The organism is Microbacterium oxydans, assembly GCF_000956525.1.
GTDB classification, from domain to species: Bacteria; Actinomycetota; Actinomycetes; order Actinomycetales; family Microbacteriaceae; genus Microbacterium; species Microbacterium oxydans_A.
Map to the genome: position 1 here is coordinate 666,438 of NZ_JYIW01000026.1, position 18,948 is coordinate 685,385.

The window sequence follows — 18,948 nt, forward strand, 5'->3', positions numbered from 1 at the left end:
GATGCCGCCACTCTCGCCGTTCAGCGTCGTCGCCCGCGTGCCCTCGGGCCGCGGCGGCGCACTGATCGCAGCGCTGTCGCTGGCGTATGCGGTCGTGGTCGCCCCGGTCGCGTTCTATCTCCTCCCGGTCGGATTCGAGCTCACCGGCGCTGCTCTGATCGCCGGGCAGCTCGGCGTGATCGGGGCGGGCGCGGTCCTGGTGCTGTTCTCCGCCGCGCGGATCCTTCGGGATGCGCGACGGAGAGCACGCCTGGTCGAGCTTGCGCACGCCGCAGGATGGGACTACCGACAGGATGTGAGCGACTGGATCTGGGGAGGTTCCGTCGACGAGCAGATCGAGCGCACCGGCCGCTCGTCCCGCGACCACATCGACGCCCGCGGCAGCGACCTCCCGTTCGACTCGGCTGAGCGCACCGTCGTCGTGGGCGACCGCGAGGGGGCCACCGTCCACACGATCAGGGCCGTGCGCATCCCGCTCTCCGCCGAGGCGCCGCGCATCACGCTCCGGTCGCGGCGAGGCGGCGGCGCCCTCAGCCTCCTGCCGAGGCGTCCGAGCGGGCGCAGCGAGCTGCGACTCGAGGGGAACTTCAGCGACGTGTTCGAGGTGTCGGTGCCGGCCGGCTACGAGACCGACGCCCTGTATCTGCTCACGCCCGATCTGATGGTGATCCTGCTCGACGCGAGCGCCGATCTCGACCTGGAGATCGTGGACAGCACGTTGCACGTGTATTTTCCGGCGATCGATCTCACCGACCCAGCGGTCCTCGCGCGCGTGCTCGGCGCGATCGCCGCGCTGCACGAGCGGTTCGGACGCCGGACGCTGCTGTACCGCGACGAGAGGGCGCCTGCACTCGATCCGGCCGTCTCCCGCAGGAACGGCGACACGCTCGCCGCAGCGGCCCGCACACTCGACACGCGTCTGCGCATCGGCCCGATCGTGCTGGCGGTGCTCACGCCACTCATCCCGATGCTCATCGCGTTCGCTTGGCTGCACCTCGCCGGGTGACCCTGCGTCCGGTCTTCTCGCTGATCAGCAGGCGTCGGACGGCGGTCTCCGGTGCCACGGTGAGATCGAGCGTCTTGCCGCGCGAGTACAGGCTGAAGACACGCGGATCGATGTAGCTGCCGCGTGCGACGGCCGTCGTATTGCCCAACGCGGTCGCCGTGGCCTGCACCGCGAGCCGCTCGGCACGCTGCCGGTCGGCTCTGGTGTCGAGCGGACCGATCCGAGCGAGGGCGTCGGCGGCCAGGATCGTGCCGTGCAGCGTGCGGAAGTCCTTGGCCGAGAACACGCCGCCGGTGACATCGCGGAGATAGGCGTTCACCTCGGTCGGCGTGATCCGCATCCGTCGCCGCCCCTTGCGGTAGGCGAGCAGCAGTGACCCGGCCGACCCGCGCGAGAGTTCGGTGAGCACCTCGGCGAGCGGTGCGTCGGAGATCTCGATCGCCGCCGTCTGGCCGCTCTTCGCCGGGAACGACAGGGCGACGGTGTCGCCGTCGATCTTCACGTCACGTCGGCGCAGGGTGGTCAGCCCACGACTGCCGTGCTTCACGAGGTAGCGCTCCGACCCCACTCGCAGCGCCGCGTCGTCGAGGAGCCGGAACGCGGTCGCCAGCACTCGCTCCTTCGTCAGTTCATCGCCGCTCAGCGCGCGGGTGACGCGAGCACGGGCACGGGGCAGCCGCTCCGCGAGGTCCAGCGCACGACGGAACTTGCTGCGGTCCCGTCCGACGCGCCACAGCGGGTGATAGAGGTACTGACGTCGCCCGGCTTCGTCGGTGCCCACAGCCTGGATGTGCGCGAGCGGATCAGCAGCGATCCAGACATTCGTCCAGGCGGGCGGGATCACGAGATCGTGAATGCGCTCGCGATCAGCCTCGCCGGCGGAATCCCCGTTCTGGTCGAGGTAGCGGAAGCCCGAGCCGGACTTGCGCCGGTGGAACCCGAGGTCCTCCCCCGGGACGACACGGACGAGCGCACTCACGCGGCGCCCAGCGAGGTCAGCGGTCGGGCGGGAGCGGCGAATGGGTGCATGCCCTCAGGATGCCGCCGGAATACCGGTCAGGAGAAGGGGCTGGCCCCCGTCACGCCGTCCTGCTAGGTCGCCGCGCCCTCAGACGATGCCGCGGCGGCGGGATCGCGGAACGCCGCCCGCATGTGATCGCTCGTGAGGAAATCGGCGATGCCGATCATGATGAGGCTGAAGATGATCTGCTCCGTGACCATCCAGACCGGGTAGAGGTTGGGAATCGCCGCGATCACGAGCGTGATCACCGGGAAGATCTGCGAGAACAGCCGAAGACGCAGGTACGCCCAGCGCCAGCCTTTCGCCGCACGCCAGGCGAAGTAGAACAGCGTGGCGGTCATCGCCAGGACGATCACGGTGCGCATCCACACCGCGAGCGACACCGGCTCACCGTTCACGGCGAGCAGCAGCGCGATGACGACCGCACCGAGACCGAGCACCAGCTCGACGAGGAGCAACCAGAAGATCCAGGTGAATGCCCGCCGCGTGCGCGGATGCGTGCGATCGCTCGCACTGATCGAGACGCCCGCCTGGCGTCCAGCGGCGATGCGATCGAGACGGAGCAGCAGCGATTCCAAGGCCATGCTCGGAGCCTATGCCGAGAACTCCTCCCGAGACGAGAACGCAGCCGGATACGACAAAACCCCCGCTGATGCGGGGGTTTTCATCGTGCTGGGGTACCTGGACTCGAACCAAGAATAACGGAACCAGAAACCGTCGTGTTGCCAATTACACCATACCCCAAGGGGCGAAAATCGCTTCCCGCACCGAGAGTCAAGCTTACCCGAGCGGCGACCGAACACCAAAACCGGCCGCGTCCGTCGCCGCTCGGGCGCGTCGCGTCAGCTCGAGAGCGTCGCGGACAGTCCGCGCAACCGGCGCAGCGACTCATCCTTGCCGAGCAGTTCCATGGACTCGAACAGCGGCGGCGAGATACGACGACCCGTGATGGCGACGCGAGGCGGCCCGTAGGCGACGCGCGGCTTGAGCTCGAGGTTCTCCACGAGCGCGATCGCCAGCGCCTCCTGGATCTTCTCCGGCACGAACTCCTCGAGCGGCTCGAGGGCGACGACGCAGGCGTCGAGCACCTCTGCAGCGTTCGCCGGCAGCCCCTTCAGTGCATCGGCGTCGTACGACACCTCGTCCGTGAAGAGGAAACCGACCATGCCTGGCACCTCACCGAGCAGCTGCACGCGCTCCTGCACGAGCGGCGCGACCCGGAACGCCATGACGAGCTGCTCGTGGGTGGGCTCGTCGAACAGGCCGGCTGCCGCCAGGTACGGCACCGTGCGCTCCGCGAAATCCTTCTCCGCGAGCATCCGGATGTGGTCGCCGTTGATCGACTCGGCCTTCTTCTGATCGAAGCGCGCCGGGTTCGGGTTGACGTTCACGATGTCGAACGCGGCGGTGAACTCGTCGAGCGAGAAGATGTCGCGGTCGGGTCCGATGGACCAGCCGAGCAGCGCCAGGTAGTTCAGGAGCCCCTCGTGGATGAATCCGCGGTCGCGATGCAGGAACAGGTCTGCCTGCGGGTCGCGCTTCGACAGCTTCTTGTTGCCGGTCTCGCCGAGCACGAGCGGCATGTGCGCGAAGCGCGGCACGAAAGTGGTGACCTCCGCATCGATCAGCGCGGCGTACAGCGCGAGCTGGCGGGCGGTCGACGGCATCAGGTCCTCGCCGCGCAGCACGTGGGTGATGCCCATCAGCGCATCGTCGACCGGGTTCACGAACGTGTACAGCGGCACGCCGTTGGGGCGGACGACCACGAAGTCGGGGAAGGATCCAGCCGGGAACGTCACCTCGCCGCGGATGAGGTCGACGTAGGTCAGATCCTCGTCCGGCACCCGAAGACGCAGCGCCGGCTGACGACCGTCTGCGCGGAACGCATCCTTCTGCGCATCCGTCAGATCGCGGTCGAAGTTGTCGTAGCCGAGCTGCTTCGCGCGGCCGTTCGCCTCGTTGCGCGCGTCGATCTCGTCCGCGTTCGAGAAGCTCTCGTACAGCGCGCCAGCCGCGAGGAGCTTGTCGATCACGCCGCGGTAGATGTCGTGACGCTCGGACTGGCGGTACGGCGCGTGCGGACCGCCGACCTCCACGCCCTCGTCCCAGTCGATCTTGAGCCAGGTGAGCGCGTCGACGAGCTGTCGGAAGCTCTCCTCGCTGTCACGGGCGGCATCGGTGTCTTCGATGCGGAAGACCATCTTGCCGCCGTTGTGGCGGGCATAGGCCCAGTTGTAGAGCGCGGTGCGCACCATGCCGACGTGCGGCAGGCCCGTCGGCGATGGGCAGAAGCGGACGCGGACGTCGGCACCACTTGCGGTCGTGGTGAGGGGGTGAGGAGTAGCCATAGCCCTTCGATTCTAGGCCGCGCTGCCCAAGGCCACCGCCGCGGTGTGGCGGAGCGGGATGGCTCCGTCCTGCGCGCGTTCGCCGCAGAGCGCATCGAATCCCCGACGGAACCGCCGACGCTCGTCATCGCCGAGGCCCCGGTAGAACAGACCAGCCGATGCCACTCCCCCTTCAGCCGATCGCCACAGCGCCTCGGGAGCCGCGCGCCACGTCCAGGACTCCTCGACTGCGGCCACCGTCTGCCAACCTGCTTCGGCGAGCATGCCGGCGAAGCCGAACGCCGTGCGTTCGAACTCCTTGTCGGGCTGAAGCAGCTCGCCGGTCGCCGGCACGAGGTGAGCGCGTTCGCACACCTCGCGCCAGAACCATGACGGCGAGTCGATCCAGATCGTCGCCGCCAGTGGCGCTGACGGCACCGCCACCCGCGCCATGCCTCGCGCCGCGAGCCGGGGGTCCGCCACGTGGTTCAGGACGAAGTTCGCCGTCACCGCATCGAAGGAGCCGTCTGCGAACGGCAGATCGGGCAGGCCGCCGCGGACGAAGCGGACGTCGGGATGCTCCCGCTCTGCGACCGCTCGCATCGAGTCCTCCGGCTCGCACCCGATCACGTCCCAGCCGAGGTCGGCGAATCGTGCTGCGAGGTCTCCGGTCCCAGAGCCGACGTCGAGCATCCGGCGCCCGGCTGCGTCACCGAGCAGCTGGATCAGCGTGTCACCGGTCCCCGCGCACAGGACGGCGTACGAGGCCGCGTACGCCGCTCCGACCCCATCCCAGGACTTCACCGTGCGCTCATCCGTCCGAGCGGAGCAAGCGCCACGATCACGAGCACGAGGGCGAACGCGGCGATCCCGAGCCCCGCGTACTGGAAGTTCGACAGGATCACGCCCGCGAGCACCGCGCCGGCCGCCGCGCTCAGGCTCATCAGTGAATCGCTGCGCCCCTGCCTGCGCGTGCGGAGCTCGGGAGCGGATGCCTCAGTGAGCAGCGCGGCTCCGGCCACCGTCGCGGCGCTCCAGCCGAGACCGAGCAGGATCAACGCGGTCATCACACCCCATGCCTGGTCGTTCGTGAAGATCGCGAAGCCGAGCGACGCTGCCAAGAGCGCCTGTCCGAGCAGCACCACCCGCAGTCGTCCCCAACGGTCGGCGAGCACCCCGAACACCGGCGAGAGCGCGTACATCCCCGCCACATGCAGCGCGATCGTGATGCCGACGAGCTGCGACACGTCCGCGGGTGTCGCCTCCATGCCGTGAGCGCCGTGCGCCATGTGCGAGAGGTGCACCGGAGTCATCGCCATGACCGATGCCATCACCACGTGCGAACCGGCGACCGCGAACATCGCGTATCTCGCCACCCTGGGGCGATCGACGAATGGCACCGCGGTGGTCGCTGCGGCCGCAGATGCGAGCCGTTGAGCCGCCAGCAGCGGATCGGGGCGCAGCGCCACGAGATACAGCACGAGAGCCGCGGCCTGTGCGGCGAACGAGAACGCGTAGGAACCGGTCTGCGGCGGCATCCCGATCGCGTGCCCGACCACCTCTCCCGGGCCGAGCAGCAGCGGGCCGGCGACGCCGCCGACCGTGGTCGCCCAGACCACGATCGAGAGATCGCGGCCCCGATGGACCGGCGCAGCGAGGTCTGTCGCTGCGAATCTCGACTGGAGGTTGCCGGCGTTGCCCGCGCCGATCATGAGGATTCCGATGAGCAGCAGCGGGAACAGCCGAAGCGATGCGGCGAGGATCACGACGGAGATGCCCAGCAGCGCGAACAGGTTGCCGAGCGTCAGCGCGCGTCGACGTCCGAGCCGGGCGGCGAGCCGAGCCAGCGGGATCGCGCACAGCGCGGCACCGAGCGTGACGGATGCGGTGGCGAGACCGGAGAGCGCGTCGCTGCCGGAGATGTCGGCGGCCAGGAGCGCGCCGAGCGAGACCGTCGCGCCGAACGCCGTGCCGCCGAGCACCTGCCCGATCGAGAGGACCAGCACCGTCCTGCGCTGGACGGCCGCCTGTTCGGCTGCCGTCAGCGCGACGGTCGTCATGCCGCGGGTACGGCGTCGCGCACGGCGCTGCGCAGGATGCCGAGGCCGGTGATCTCGACCTCGACCGTGTCGCCGGCGCTGAAGGTGCCGACGCCGGCCGGCGTGCCGGTGAGGATCACATCTCCCGGCAGCAGCGTGAAGACCGCGGAGGCGTACGCGATGATGTCCTCGACCGAGTGGATCATGTCGGTGAGCGGCGCCTGCTGGCGGACCTCGCCGTTCACACGCGTCTGGATCGTCGCCGTGGTCGGGTCGAAGTCGGTGCTGATGGTGGGGCCGAGCGGGCAGAAGGTGTCGAAGCCCTTGGCTCGCGACCACTGACCGTCCTTGCGCTGCAGATCGCGGGCGGTGACGTCGTTGCCGATCGTGTACCCGAGCACGTAGTCCAGCGCATCCGCTGCCGACACGTTCTTCGCGACCTTGCCGATCACGACGGCGAGTTCGCCCTCGTGCTCGGTCTGCTCGGAGATGGCGGGACGCACGATCGTGTCGCCAGGACCGATCACGGCCGTGTTCGGCTTGAGGAACAGCAGCGGCTCCTCCGGAGCGACTCCCCCCATCTCGGCGGCGTGGTCGTGATAGTTCTTGCCGACGCAGACGATCTTCGAGCGCGGGATCACCGGGGCGAGCAGCACGGCATCCGCGATCGGCACCCGCACACCGGTCGGCTCGTACCCGGCGAAGAGCGGGTCGCCGGAGAGGACGACGAGATCGGTCTCGTCGACGATTCCGAACAGGATGGCGTCGTCATGGCTGAATCGGGCGATCTTCATGCCACCAGCCTAGCCAGCGCAGACACGAAGACCCCGCTTCGCAGCCTTCGCGAAGCGGGGTCTCGAGGTTGGTCGGTGCCGGCGTCAGGCGTCGAGACGCAGGAGCCAGCCGTGCTTGTCCTCACGACGGCCGTACTGGATGTCGGTGAGCTCCTCGCGCAGCGAGAGGGCGAGCTCGCCGAGCGGCTGCGGCTCGTCGAAGCCATCGCCGACGAGCGCGCCGATGGGGGTGACGACGGCAGCCGTGCCGCAAGCGAACACCTCGACGATGTCACCCGAGGCCACGCCGGAGCGCCACTCGTCGATCGAGATCGGACGGCGCTCCACCGTGTAGCCGCGGTCTTCGGCGAGCTGCAGCAGCGAGTCGCGCGTGATGCCGTCGAGGATGCTGTCGGACTGAGGCGTCACCACACGACCGTCCTTGAAGACGAACACGACGTTCATGCCGCCGAGCTCTTCGACGTTGCCGTTCTCATCGAGGAAGACGACCTGATCGCAGCCCTTCGCGCTCGCGAGCGTCTGCGGCAGCAGGCTGGAGGCGTAGTTGCCGCCGGTCTTCGCCTTGCCGGTGCCGCCACGGCCGGCACGGGAGTGCTCCTCCGAGAGCCAGATGCGCACCGGCTTCACGCCACCGGTGAAGTATGCCCCGGCAGGGCTCGCGATCACGTAGTAGGCGACCTTCTGCGCAGCACGCACGCCCAGGAAGGCCTCCTTGGCGAACATGAACGGACGCAGATACAGGCTCTGGTCAGCACCGGAGGGCACCCAGCGACCGTCGACCGCGATCAGCTCGCGCAGCGACTGGATGAAGTACTCGGTCGGCAGCTCTGGCAGTGCGAGACGCCGAGCGCTCTGCTGCAGGCGTGCCGCGTTGCGGTCGGGGCGGAACGTGTGGATCGAGCCGTCGGCGTGGCGGTAGGCCTTGATCCCCTCGAAGATCTCCTGCGCGTAGTGGAGGACGGATGCCGCGGGGTCAAGGGCGATCGGGCCGTACGGCTGCACGCGCGGGCGGTGCCATCCGCCCTTGGCGGACCAGCAGATGTCGACCATGTGATCGGTGAAGACGACGCCGAAGCCCGGGTTCTCGTGCACCTCTGCCACGCGCGCCGGCGAAGCCGCCGCGAGGTTCTTCGTGACAGCGAAATCGAGCGGCGCCACGGCCGCCTGTGCATCGATGGTCGTCATGTTCCTCATCCGTTCCTTGGGTATGGCGCGTCCTCGCGCGCTATCAGCCTAACGCCGCAGGTCAGAGCCGTGCCGTGATCGCGGAGCCGATCTCCGCCGTGGAGCGCGCACCGGTGCGTGCGGCGATGTCGGCCTCGACCGCTGCGGTCACGCGAGCGGACTCCGCCGCGAGACCGAGGTGGTCGAGCAGCAGCGCGATCGACAGGATCGCTGCCGTCGGGTCAGCCTTCTGCTGCCCTGCGATGTCGGGCGCCGAGCCGTGCACCGGCTCGAACATCGACGGGAACGCGCCGTCCGGGTTGATGTTGCCGGAGGCAGCGAGACCGATGCCGCCGGTGACGGCACCGGCGAGGTCGGTCAGGATGTCGCCGAACAGGTTGTCGGTGACGATCACATCGAAGCGAGAAGGGTCGGAGACCAGGAAGATGGTGGCGGCGTCGACGTGCAGGTAGTCGACGGCCACGTCGGGATGCTCGGCCGCGACCTCGTCGACGATGCGCTTCCAGATCGCGCCGGCGTGCACGAGCACATTGGTCTTGTGGACCAGCGTGAGCTTCTTCCGGCGACGTTCCGCGAGCTCGAAGGCGTAGCGCACCACCCGCTCGACACCGAAGGCGGTGTTGACCGAGGTCTCGTTGGCGACCTCGTGCGGCGTGCCGACGCGGATCGCACCGCCGTTGCCGACATATGGTCCTTCGGTGCCCTCGCGGACGACGACGAAGTCGATCTCACCCGGGTCGGACAGCGGACCATGCGCGCCGGTGAACAGCTTCGATGGGCGCAGGTTGACGTAGTGGTCGAGCGTGAACCGCAGCTTGAGCAGCAGACCGCGCTCGATGTTCGCGTCCTTCAGGCGCGGGTCCCCCGGCGTGCCGCCGACGGCGCCGAGCAGGATCGCGTCGTTGGCGGCGATCGCGGCGAGGTCCTCGTCGGTGAGCGTGTCACCGGTCTCCAGGAATCGTGCGGCGCCGAGCGAGAAGCGGGTCTTGTCGAAGCGCACATCGCTCTCGGCGGTGACGGCGTCGAGCACCTTCTCCGCTTCGGCGATGACCTCGGGGCCGATGCCATCCCCGGGGATGACGGCCAGCTTCACGACACGCGACATGACACTCCTTCAGGCGGGTGGGAACCGGCCCGGTGTCCTCACGGATCCCTCAGGCCGGTCCCACCAGCGTAGTGCTCAGCGCGAGGTGCGCGTGCGCAGTGTGACGCCCGCGATCACACCGGCGACCACGACCAGTCCTGCACCGATCAGCGACGTCACCATGACGCCGGAGCCGAACGCGTCGGCAGCGGCATCCCACAGCGCGGTCCCGACCTCACCCTGGAGCTTCTCGGCCGCGATGTAGGCGCCGGCGAGCGTCTCGCGGGCAGCGTCCGCGACCTCGGTCGGGAGTCCGGCCGGCAGCACCAGCGCGCCACGGTAGAACGCGGTGATCAGGCCACCGAGCACGGCAGTGCCCAACACGGCACCCAGCTCGTAGGCCGTCTCCGACACCGCACTCGCGGCGCCGGCCTTGGCGGCAGGCGCGCTCGACAGGATCAGCTCGTTCGAGATGGTCTCGGCCGCGCCGATGCCGATGCCCAGCACGATGAAGGCGATGACGAGCGGTGCGACACCGTGCTCGTGCGTGGTGAATGCGACGATCAGGTAGCCGGCGACCGAGAACACCAGCGCCGACGGCACCAGGATGTGCGGCGGCACACGACGCGAGATCGGCACGACGCTCAGGCCGGCGATGATCATCGCGACCATCCCGGGGACGAGCGACAGCCCGGCGACCATCGGCGACAGCCCCAGCACCAGCTGGAGGTGCTGCGACACGAAGTAGAGGAAGCCGACGAGCGCGACGACGCTGAGCAGGTTCACCAGGATCGCCCCGGAGAACGTTCCCCGCCGGAACAGCGCCATGTCGAGCATGGGGATCTCGGCCCGCAGCTGTCGGCGCACGAACAGCACACCCATCAGGATGCCGAGCAGCGCCCAGGCGCCCGCGACCAGGCTCGGACCGTCGACGGCGAGGGACTTGATCGCGTAGACGACCGGGATCATCGCCGCCATCGAGAGCACGATGCTGATCGGGTCGATACGGCCGGGATGCGGGTCACGGCTCTCCGGCACCAGCAGCGGTGCCGCGATGAGCAGCGGGATCAGCACCGGCACGGCGATCAGGAAGACGGAACCCCAGGCGAAGTGCTCGAGCAGGAACCCGCCGACGACAGGGCCGAGCGCTGAACCCGCGGAGAAGGCGGATGCCCACACCGCGATGGCCAGGCGGCGCTGATCACGGTTCTGGAAGATCGAACGCAGCAGCGAGAGCGTCGACGGCATCAGCATGGCGCCGAAGAAACCGAGGAGTGCGCGCGCGGCGATCAGGAGTCCGGCGGTCGGCGCGAAGGCAGCGAGTGCCGAGACCAGGGCGAATCCGGTGGCGCCGATCAGCAGCATCCTGCGGCGTCCGAAGCGGTCGCCGAGCGTGCCCATGGTCACGAGGAGTCCGGCGAGCACGAGCGGATAGACGTCGATGATCCACAGTTGCTCTGCTCCGGTCGGCGAGAGCGCGATGGAGATCTCGGGGAGCGCGAAGCTCAGCACCGTGTTGTCCACCGAGACCAGCAGGACCGGCAGCATCAGGACGACGAGCGCCGCCCAGCCGCGTGCTCCGGCGCGCGGAGCATCCGTCTCTGTCGTCGGGATCGACGCAGTACGGTTCATGGAACACCTCTCTGACGTGATGACGATCTGAAACTAAACCGTCCAGCTGGTATAGTAACAGAATTCACCGAGTGAACGGACTCCCCCATGCCCCGACCTCCTCTCGCCCGCGAGCGCGTGCTCGACGCGTTCGAGTCGATCGTGATCGCCGAGGGTGAACGGACCGCCACGCTGGACGCGACGGCGAAGGCGGCCGGAGTGTCGAAGGGCGGACTGCTCTACCACTTCGGCTCGAAGGACGAGCTCGAGGCCGGACTGCTCCAGCGGCTGGAGGCACTGACGCTCGCCGATCTCGAGCGCATGCGAGCGGCCTCCGAAGGTCCGGTCGCGTACTACGTGCGCACTTCGGTGATGGAGGATGACGCCCTCGACCGCGCGCTCATCGCCGCCTCGCGGCTGGCGCAGGGCGGATCGGCGGCGGCCGGCGACATGCTGCGGCACACCCGCCGTCTCTGGGAGGACGAGATCCGTCCGCACGTGCGAGACATCGCGAGTCTCGATCTCGTGATGCTGCTGAGCGATGGGCTCTACTTCAACAACTCGCTCGATCTGAACGGCCCCGAACGCCTGGTCCCCCGTCACGGTGAGCTCGACGAGCTGATCGCACTCGTGCTCCGCGCCACGGCGCCCGAAGTCTCCTGACACGACGAAGGCGGGAGCGCCGTCGCGCCCCCGCCTTCGATCCGAGCTCTGAGACTCAGACCTCGGTGATCTCGATCTGGCGGAACAGATCGGCGTCGATCGCGGCGCTCACGTCTTCCAGCAACTCTTCCGACACCGGGGAGTCGAGCGTCAGCACGCTGAGCGCCTGCGCACCTGCCGCCTGACGGGCGATCTGCATGCCGGCGATGTTGATACCGGCCTCGCCGAACTTCTGTCCGTAGACCGCGACGATGCCGGGGCGGTCGGTGTAGAGCATCACGACGTGGTGCTTCTCGATCGGCAGCTCGAGCGTGTGGTCGTTGATCCCGACCAGCTTCTCGGCCTGCTTCGGACCCGTGAGCGTTCCGGAGACCGAGAGCTGCGAACCGTCCGAGAGCGCACCGCTCAGCGTGATCACGTTGCGGTACTCGTCGCTCACGTCGTCCTTGATCAGACGCACCGCGATGCCGCGCTGCTCGGCCAGGAGCGGAGCGTTCACGTACGAGACGGTCTCGCTCACGATGTTCGTGAACACGCCCTTGAGCGCTGCGAGCTTGAGCACGCTCACGTCGTAGTCGTTCAGCTCGCCGTGCACCTCGACGTCGAGGCTCGTGAGCGGCGAGGTCGCGAGCGAAGCGAAGATCTGGCCGAGCTTCTCGACGAGCGAGATCCCGGGGCGCACATAGGGGTCGATCACACCGCCGGCGACGTTCACTGCGTCCGGCACGAGGTCGCCGCCGAGCGCGAGGCGCACCGACCTCGCGACCGAGACGCCGGCCTTCTCCTGCGCCTCTTCCGTGCTCGCACCGAGGTGCGGGGTCACGACGACGTTCGGCAGATCGAGCAGCGGACGCGCCGAACCGCCCTCTGCCGGGGGCTCTGAGGTGAACACGTCGAGTCCGGCGCCGGCGATCTCACCTGCGACGAGCGCCTCGTGCAGGGCCGCTTCGTCGATCAGTCCGCCGCGGGCGACGTTGACCACGAACGCGGTCGGCTTCATCGCGGCGAACTGCTCCGCGCCGATCATGCCGGTGGTCTCCGGGGTCTTGGGCATGTGGATCGTGAGGAAGTCCGACTCGGCGACGAGCTCGTCGAGCGTCAGGAGCTGCACGCCGAGCTGCTGGGCGCGAGCCGAGGTGACATAGGGGTCGTACGCGACGACGCGCATGTCGAACGCGGCGAGGCGCGCGGCGACGAGAGCGCCGATGCGGCCGAGTCCGACAATGCCGACGGTCTTCTCGAAGAGCTCGGCGCCGGTGAAGGAGCTGCGCTTCCACTGCCCTGCGGAGAGCGAGGCGTGCGCGGCCGGGATGCGACGCGCGAGGCTGAGGATATGACCGACCGTCAGCTCAGCGGCCGAGACGATGTTCGAGGTCGGCGCGTTCACGACCATGACACCGGCGGAGGTCGCGGCCTTGATGTCGACGTTGTCGAGTCCGACACCGGCGCGAGCGACGACCTTCAGCTTCGGCGCGTGGGTGAGCGCCTCCTCGTCGATGCGGGTCGCGGAGCGGATCAGCACTGCATCCGATTCGGCCAGCGCCGAGAACAGCGCCTCGCGATCGGTGCCGTCGACGTGACGGACATCGAAGTCGGGACCGAGTGCCTCGATCGTGGCGGGAGAGAGCACTTCGGCGATGAGGACAACGGGCTTCGGCACAGAGAATCCTTCTGGGAACGCGACAGGCGGGAGGGGCCGATGCGCCGCACACCAGGGGGCGCGATCATCTCCACTGTACCCGAGCGGTTTCCCCGCTCCGTGCCGTGTGACGCGTTACGACAGCGGCGCGACGTCGATGAGCTCCCGCATGTTCAGCACGCTGTAGCCGAGCAGGCTCAGCCAGAACACGGCAACCACACCGAGTCCGGCGAGCAGCACGAGTGCGAGTTCGCCGATGCTGCGGCGGCGGCCGATCACGAACGCGAACGCGAACACGAGCGCGGGGAAGATCACGCCGAAGAGCAGCGTCACCCAGCCGATGCCCGTCAGCCCGCTCCGTGCGAAGCCGACGAGGTGCGCGACCGCGTTCCACACGGCATAGGCGTAGAAGAGACCGGCGAGGCCGAGGACGAGGCCGGTCAGCCAGCGCGGACCGCGGCGGGCTCCGGATGCTTCCGGGGCTTCGATGCGTGCGTCGCTCATGATCCGATCACTCCCACCGTGACGAAGGGCCAGGGCACCAGGAGTACGACCCCCAGGAGCAGCACGCTGATCCTGATCCATGTCGCCCTCCCCCGGGTGAGCATCCAGGATGCAAGGAACCAGAGCAGCGGGGCGGCGACCGCGAGCACGAACCAGGGCACGAACATCGCGTCGGCGACGATGAGGTTCGCGAGCGGCTTGAGGCGCAGTCCCCCGATCACCCAGCCGATCGTGTACAGCAGATACACGCCACCGACCACGCCGAGCACGAGCAGCAGTGCCGTGCTGAGCGCAGGTGCTTCGTCTTCCGTCACGACGGAGCCGTCGGCCTCGAGACGCCCGACAGCCTCGCTGCCCTTCCCGACGGCATCCCACCCCTTCGGCAGGGCCGCAGCAGGGCGTGCCGCGTCGTCGTCGCCGTCCCAGCTCAGGGCGTCATCGGAATCGGAAGTCATCTCCCCAGCGTAGGACACCAGGTCCACTAGGCTCGGGGCATCCGGGCCCTGCGGCCCATCGTCGGGGAAGGAACACCGTGGCCGAGCAGAACAAGAAGGTCGCCACCGGACAGCACACGCCAGCAGCGGATGCCGTCGGCGAACCCCCGGCCGGGTGGGTGCCGACTGCCGCGGCGAAGCAGAAGGCCACGACCTTCCGCTGGATCGCCGCCGTGCTGTGGGCGCTCGCGATCATCGGGGAGGCCGTCTCGATCTTCTGGCTGCTCCATCAGCGCGAGTTCGTCGGGGAAGACGGCACGCTCGTGCGCGACCCCGACACCGGACTGCTGCAGGAACAGGGCGTCACCGCGACATTCCCACAGTGGGCGTTCATCGCACTGCTCGTCGCGCTCGTCGTGATCGCCGCCCTCGCGATCACCGGTTCGGTGCTCTGGAAGAAGGCGAATCGCCTGGACCCTGCCCGCAGGTCCGAGACGGTGCGCTTCTTCGTGCAGAACCAGCTCGGCGCCATCATCGCGATCGTGGCGTTCCTGCCGCTCATCATCCTGATCTTCCTGAACAAGGACATGAGTAAGGGCCAGAAGACGACGGCGGGCATCATCGGCATCGCCCTCGCCGCTCTGGCGACGATCATCGGCGTCGACTTCAATCCGCCGTCCGTCGAGCAGTACACCGCTGACCAGTCGGCCGTGATCCAGCTTCTCGGCAAGGACGAGGTGGTGTGGGTCGACGGGGGCGCCGTGTACCACGTGTGCGACGAGGTCTCGGCGATCCAGACCGGCAGCGAGATCCGCACCGGCACGACTGCCGAGGCGATCGAGGCGGGCAAGATCCGGCTGACGCTGCAGTTCACGTCGGAGCTCAACGCCTGCGGTCTGGCCGTTCCGGAGAACACCGACGAGATCACCGAGGCGCTGCGCGCGATCCAGGCCGGGCAGGTCGACACCGTCCTCCCCGCTCCGGTCTGGGCGGACCCGGCCGACGCGCCGATCGAGGTCGCGGAAGCACCTGCCGAGTGACGCAGGCGATCCGCGCTATTCGGCGCGGATCGCCTCCACCAGCCGCTCTTCCGCGGAGGAGAGGTGGTGGTGCAGCACCTCGACCGCTCGCTCCCCCGCGCCGGCCGCGACAGCCTCGAGGATCTCAGCGTGCTGCGCCGCGATCACCCCTGCATCGAGCAGTCGCCTGCCCTGCACCTGCGCCATGCACAGTCGTGCCTCATCGAGCACGCTGCGATACATCCGGCCAGTGCGGTCGCTGCCGAGCGCGTCGATCAGCGCGGTGTGGAATCGCAGGTCCGGGTCGACGGTGCCGGCATCCGGGCCTGGAGGCATCGCCAGGATCTCCGCGTTCGCCTCGACGGCCGGCTGTGGCACCGTGCGCGTGGCTGCGAGTTCGCGCAGCGCCGCGCTCTCCAGCCTGGCCCGAGTGCGATAGACGTCACGGACCGCGTCAGGGTCGATCGCACCGACGCGCGCGCTGCGGTGCGCTGTGCGCACGAGGAGGCCGGAGGCGACGAGCTGCTCGATCGCGGCCTTCGCGCTCGGTCGGGCCACACCATAGGTCTGCGAGACCGCGGATTCGGTCAGCGGTGCGCCGGCACGGATCTCGCCGCTGAGGATTCGGGTGCGCAGCTGCGCCGTGACGGCATCCACCACACCCACGATGCCGAGCGCGGCATCCGAAGTCGTCGTCATGCCGTCAGCCTATCGACCGCACCACATCTCGGTACACTTGTCTGACAATCTGTTGCGCCATCCCTGGAGGACACTGTGCCCACCACCCTCGCCGACCCGCTCGACGCCGCCCTCCTCGGCGAGGCGACGCAGATCCACACGCGCTCGATCGATCGATTCGCCCGAGCGCACGACGCCTCGCACTACCTCTTGATCCCGGATGCCGTGCTGTCGCCGGCGGACGCTGAGGGCGTCGCCCGCGCCTTCACCGCTGTGCGCGCGGCCGGGCGCACCATGACATTCCGCTCCGGCGGCACGAGCTTGTCGGGGCAGAGCGTGAGCGGTGACATCCTGGTCGACACGCGCAGCCACTTCCGGCACATCGCCGTGGAGAACGGCGGCGCGAGCGTCCGCGTGGGCCCTGGCGCGACGGTGCGTCAGGTCAACACCCGCCTCGTCCGCCATGGCCGCAAGCTCGGCCCCGACCCGGCGAGCGAGATCGCCTGCACGATCGGCGGCGTCGTGGCGAACAACTCCAGCGGCATGGCCTGTGGCATCACCGAGAACTCGTACCAGACCATCGAGTCGATGCTGGTCGTGCTGCCGAGCGGCACGATCCTCGACACCGCGCACCCGGAGGCGAATGCGCTGCTCCGAGCCGCCGAACCCGAGCTCGCCGACGGCCTGCTCACACAGCGCGCCCGCCTGCTGGCCGACCCGGAGCACGTGGCGTTCCTGCGGCAGCAGTTCTCAATGAAGAACACGATGGGCTACGGCCTGAACGCACTGCTCGACTTCGACGATCCGGTCCGGATCCTCGAGCACCTCATCATCGGCTCGGAGGGCACGCTCGCCTTCGTGGCCGAGGCTCGGTTCCGCACGATCGAGGTTCGCCCGTCGATCGCCACCGGACTGCTCGTGTTCGAGACGCTCTCCGACGCGATGACCGCGCTCCCCGCGCTGACCGAGCTCGGACTGGCGACCATCGAGCTGCTCGACGCCGCCTCGTTGCGAGTCGCGCAGGGGCTCAGCGACGTACCTGAGACGATCGCCGAGATCGAGGTCGTCGACCATGCGGCGCTGCTCGTCGAAGTGCACGCCCGAGACACCGACGCCCTGGCCGAGGCCCGCACCGCCGCGCAGCAGCACTTCGACTCACTGCCGCTCGCCGTCGCCCCACGCCTCACGACGGATGCCGCAGAGCGCGCGGCGCTCTGGCACGTGCGGAAGGGGCTGTACACGGCTGTCGCAGGCGCACGCCCGTCAGGGACGACGGCGCTGCTCGAGGACATCGTCGTCCCGGTCGACCGCCTGCTCGTCACCTGCGAGCGCCTGATCGAGCTCTTCGCAGAGCACGGGTACGAAGGCTCCGTCATCTTCGGGCACGCCAAGGACGGCAACGTCCACTTCCTGCTGAACGAGCGCTTCGACGACCCCGCGAGCGTCGCCAGATACCGCCGCTTCACCGACGACCTGGTCGAGTTGGTGCTGGGCCAGCAGGGGTCGCTCAAGGCCGAGCACGGCACCGGGCGCATCATGGCGCCGTTCGTGCGACGGCAGTACGGCGATGCGCTCACCGACATGATGTGGGCGATCAAGCGGCTGTTCGATCCGGACCTCATCCTCAACCCCGGCGTCGTGCTGTCCGACGACCCGGACTCGTACCTCAAGGATCTGAAGCGCGTGCCGACCGTCGAGTCGGAGGTCGACCGCTGCGTGGAGTGCGGCTACTGCGAGCCGACGTGTCCGAGCAAGAGCATCACACTCACGCCTCGGCAGCGCATCGTGATCCGCCGCGACATGGCCTGGGCCGAGGAGCAGGGCGACACCGAGCTGCTGGCGGACCTGCGGTCGGACTACGACTACGACGGCGTGCAGACGTGCGCCGTCGACGGCATGTGCGGCGTGGCCTGCCCGGTCGACATCAACACGGGCGACCTGGTGCGTCGGCTGCGCGCCGAGGAGTCGTCGAAGGTCGAAGACGCGGCGTGGGATGCCGCAGCGAAGGGATGGGGCGCCGTGACGCGCATCGGCGGCACTGCGCTCTCATTCGCAGCCGCGATGCCCGCACCGCTGGTGAAGGGCGTCACGCAGCTCGGCCGTGCGGTCCTCGGCGCAGACACCGTGCCGCTGTACGACGGCGGACTCCCCCGAGGCGGCAGCAAGGCGCCGGCGGCGCAGAATCCGACGGATGCCGGTGCGGTGTTCTTCGGCGCCTGCATCGGCACGATGTTCGGCGCCGAGGGACATGGCTTGGGTTCCCGGGACGCGGTGCGCGCGCTGCTCGACCGTGCCGGGATCGCCGTCGTGATCCCTGACGACACCGGCGGGATGTGCTGCGGCACCCCGTGGAAGTCGAAGGGCCATCTCGCCGGCTACGACCGGATGACGGAGCGCGTGCTCGCTTCGCTATGGTCCGCCAGCCGGCACGGCGAGCTGCCGGTCGTGTGCGACGCGGCGTCCTGCACCGAGGGCCTGCACACCATGCTCGCGAAGTCCCTCGTCGAGTACCCCGAGTACGCCGACCTCGTGATCGAGGACGCGACGACCTACATCGCCAGAGAGGTGCTCCCCCGCGTGACGGTGTCGTCCAAGCTCGACAGCGTCGCGGTCCATCCGACCTGCTCGACGACTGCGCTGGGAGCGAGCGGGGCGCTCACCGAGATCGCCGCGGCCGTGGCATCCGATGTGTTCGTGCCGGACGGCTGGGGATGCTGCGCCTTCGCGGGAGACCGCGGCATGCTGCACCCGGAGCTCACGGCCAGCGCGACCGAGGTCGAGTCGGCCGAGGTCCGCGCCGCGGATGCCGACCGCGGCGGCTTCGACGCGTTCGTGTCGGCGAACCGCACCTGCGAGATCGGCATGACCCGGGCGACCGGTCAGCCCTACCGCCACGTGATCGAGGTGCTCGAGGAGCTCACGCGCGGCTGACACGAGGCCGGAC

Annotated in this window: 17 protein-coding genes and 1 tRNA gene; 4 read left to right on the plus strand and 14 right to left on the minus strand. The window is 69.0% G+C overall.

Annotated features, from left to right (window positions below; genetic code table 11):
- The first annotated feature begins 1 nt into the window (after nt 1).
- A complete protein-coding gene (locus RS83_RS15855) occupies nt 2–1,006 on the plus strand; it encodes a hypothetical protein (protein WP_045280432.1) in 1,005 nt (334 codons plus the stop codon).
- On the opposite strand, the gene RS83_RS15860 is transcribed toward RS83_RS15855, so the two are convergent.
- From RS83_RS15860 to RS83_RS15905, 10 genes are all read right to left on the minus strand, one after another.
- Nucleotides 972–1,985, minus strand: a complete 1,014-nt coding sequence (locus RS83_RS15860) for a DNA topoisomerase IB (protein ID WP_045280433.1) — start codon at nt 1,983–1,985, stop codon at nt 972–974. The genes RS83_RS15855 and RS83_RS15860 overlap by 35 nt on opposite strands.
- A 113-nt stretch (nt 1,986–2,098) precedes the next feature.
- Nucleotides 2,099–2,611, minus strand: coding sequence for a hypothetical protein (locus RS83_RS15865; protein ID WP_045280434.1), 513 nt, complete (start codon nt 2,609–2,611; stop codon nt 2,099–2,101).
- 88 nt (nt 2,612–2,699) lie between these two features.
- A tRNA-Gln gene (locus RS83_RS15870) sits at nt 2,700–2,771 on the minus strand.
- Between the two features lie 98 nt (nt 2,772–2,869).
- Nucleotides 2,870–4,375, minus strand: coding sequence for a glutamate--tRNA ligase (gene gltX, locus RS83_RS15875; protein ID WP_045280435.1), 1,506 nt, complete (start codon nt 4,373–4,375; stop codon nt 2,870–2,872).
- 12 nt (nt 4,376–4,387) lie between these two features.
- Entirely contained in the window at nt 4,388–5,158 is a 771-nt protein-coding gene (locus RS83_RS15880) for a class I SAM-dependent methyltransferase (RefSeq protein ID WP_045280436.1), read from the minus strand.
- A complete protein-coding gene (locus tag RS83_RS15885) occupies nt 5,155–6,414 on the minus strand; it encodes an MFS transporter (RefSeq protein ID WP_045280437.1) in 1,260 nt (419 codons plus the stop codon). The genes RS83_RS15880 and RS83_RS15885 overlap by 4 nt, the downstream gene beginning before the upstream one ends.
- A complete protein-coding gene (locus RS83_RS15890; protein ID WP_045280438.1) occupies nt 6,411–7,187 on the minus strand; it encodes a fumarylacetoacetate hydrolase family protein in 777 nt (258 codons plus the stop codon). The genes RS83_RS15885 and RS83_RS15890 overlap by 4 nt, the downstream gene beginning before the upstream one ends.
- A gap of 84 nt (nt 7,188–7,271) precedes the next feature.
- On the minus strand, nt 7,272–8,372 hold the full coding sequence (locus RS83_RS15895; protein ID WP_045280439.1) for a branched-chain amino acid aminotransferase: 1,101 nt from the start codon (nt 8,370–8,372) through the stop codon (nt 7,272–7,274).
- A gap of 61 nt (nt 8,373–8,433) precedes the next feature.
- Nucleotides 8,434–9,477, minus strand: coding sequence for a 3-isopropylmalate dehydrogenase (locus RS83_RS15900; protein WP_045280440.1), 1,044 nt, complete (start codon nt 9,475–9,477; stop codon nt 8,434–8,436).
- A 75-nt stretch (nt 9,478–9,552) separates the two neighbouring features.
- Nucleotides 9,553–11,088 carry an MFS transporter gene (locus tag RS83_RS15905; protein WP_045280441.1) on the minus strand — a complete coding sequence of 512 codons (1,536 nt, stop codon included), beginning with the start codon at nt 11,086–11,088 and terminating at the stop codon, nt 9,553–9,555.
- 87 nt (nt 11,089–11,175) lie between these two features.
- On the opposite strand from RS83_RS15905, the gene RS83_RS15910 reads away from it, so the two are divergent.
- Nucleotides 11,176–11,730, plus strand: coding sequence for a TetR/AcrR family transcriptional regulator (locus tag RS83_RS15910; protein ID WP_045280442.1), 555 nt, complete (start codon nt 11,176–11,178; stop codon nt 11,728–11,730).
- Nucleotides 11,731–11,785: 55 nt separating this feature from the next.
- On the opposite strand, the gene serA is transcribed toward RS83_RS15910, so the two are convergent.
- The 3 genes from serA to RS83_RS15925 all read right to left on the minus strand — a co-directional run bounded on the left by serA (nt 11,786) and on the right by RS83_RS15925 (nt 14,328).
- A complete protein-coding gene (gene serA / locus RS83_RS15915; protein ID WP_045280443.1) occupies nt 11,786–13,390 on the minus strand; it encodes a phosphoglycerate dehydrogenase in 1,605 nt (534 codons plus the stop codon).
- Nucleotides 13,391–13,504: 114 nt separating this feature from the next.
- The gene (locus RS83_RS15920) at nt 13,505–13,873 is read right to left on the minus strand and encodes a hypothetical protein (RefSeq protein ID WP_045280444.1); all 369 of its coding nucleotides are present in this window, start codon (nt 13,871–13,873) and stop codon (nt 13,505–13,507) included.
- Nucleotides 13,870–14,328: a hypothetical protein gene (locus RS83_RS15925; protein WP_045280904.1), complete on the minus strand. Its 459-nt coding sequence runs from the start codon at nt 14,326–14,328 to the stop codon at nt 13,870–13,872. Before RS83_RS15925 ends, RS83_RS15920 begins: the two co-directional genes overlap by 4 nt.
- 77 nt (nt 14,329–14,405) lie before the next feature.
- On the opposite strand from RS83_RS15925, the gene RS83_RS15930 reads away from it, so the two are divergent.
- Complete coding sequence (locus RS83_RS15930; protein ID WP_045280445.1) at nt 14,406–15,347, plus strand: hypothetical protein; 942 nt, start codon at nt 14,406–14,408, stop codon at nt 15,345–15,347.
- A 15-nt stretch (nt 15,348–15,362) separates the two neighbouring features.
- Here the strand turns inward: RS83_RS15930 and RS83_RS15935 are convergent, their stop codons facing one another.
- On the minus strand, nt 15,363–16,025 hold the full coding sequence (locus RS83_RS15935; protein WP_045280446.1) for a GntR family transcriptional regulator: 663 nt from the start codon (nt 16,023–16,025) through the stop codon (nt 15,363–15,365).
- Between the two features lie 75 nt (nt 16,026–16,100).
- Between RS83_RS15935 and RS83_RS15940 the strand changes: the two genes are divergently transcribed.
- A complete protein-coding gene (locus RS83_RS15940) occupies nt 16,101–18,935 on the plus strand; it encodes an FAD-binding and (Fe-S)-binding domain-containing protein (RefSeq protein WP_045280447.1) in 2,835 nt (944 codons plus the stop codon).
- Nucleotides 18,936–18,948 lie beyond the last annotated feature (13 nt).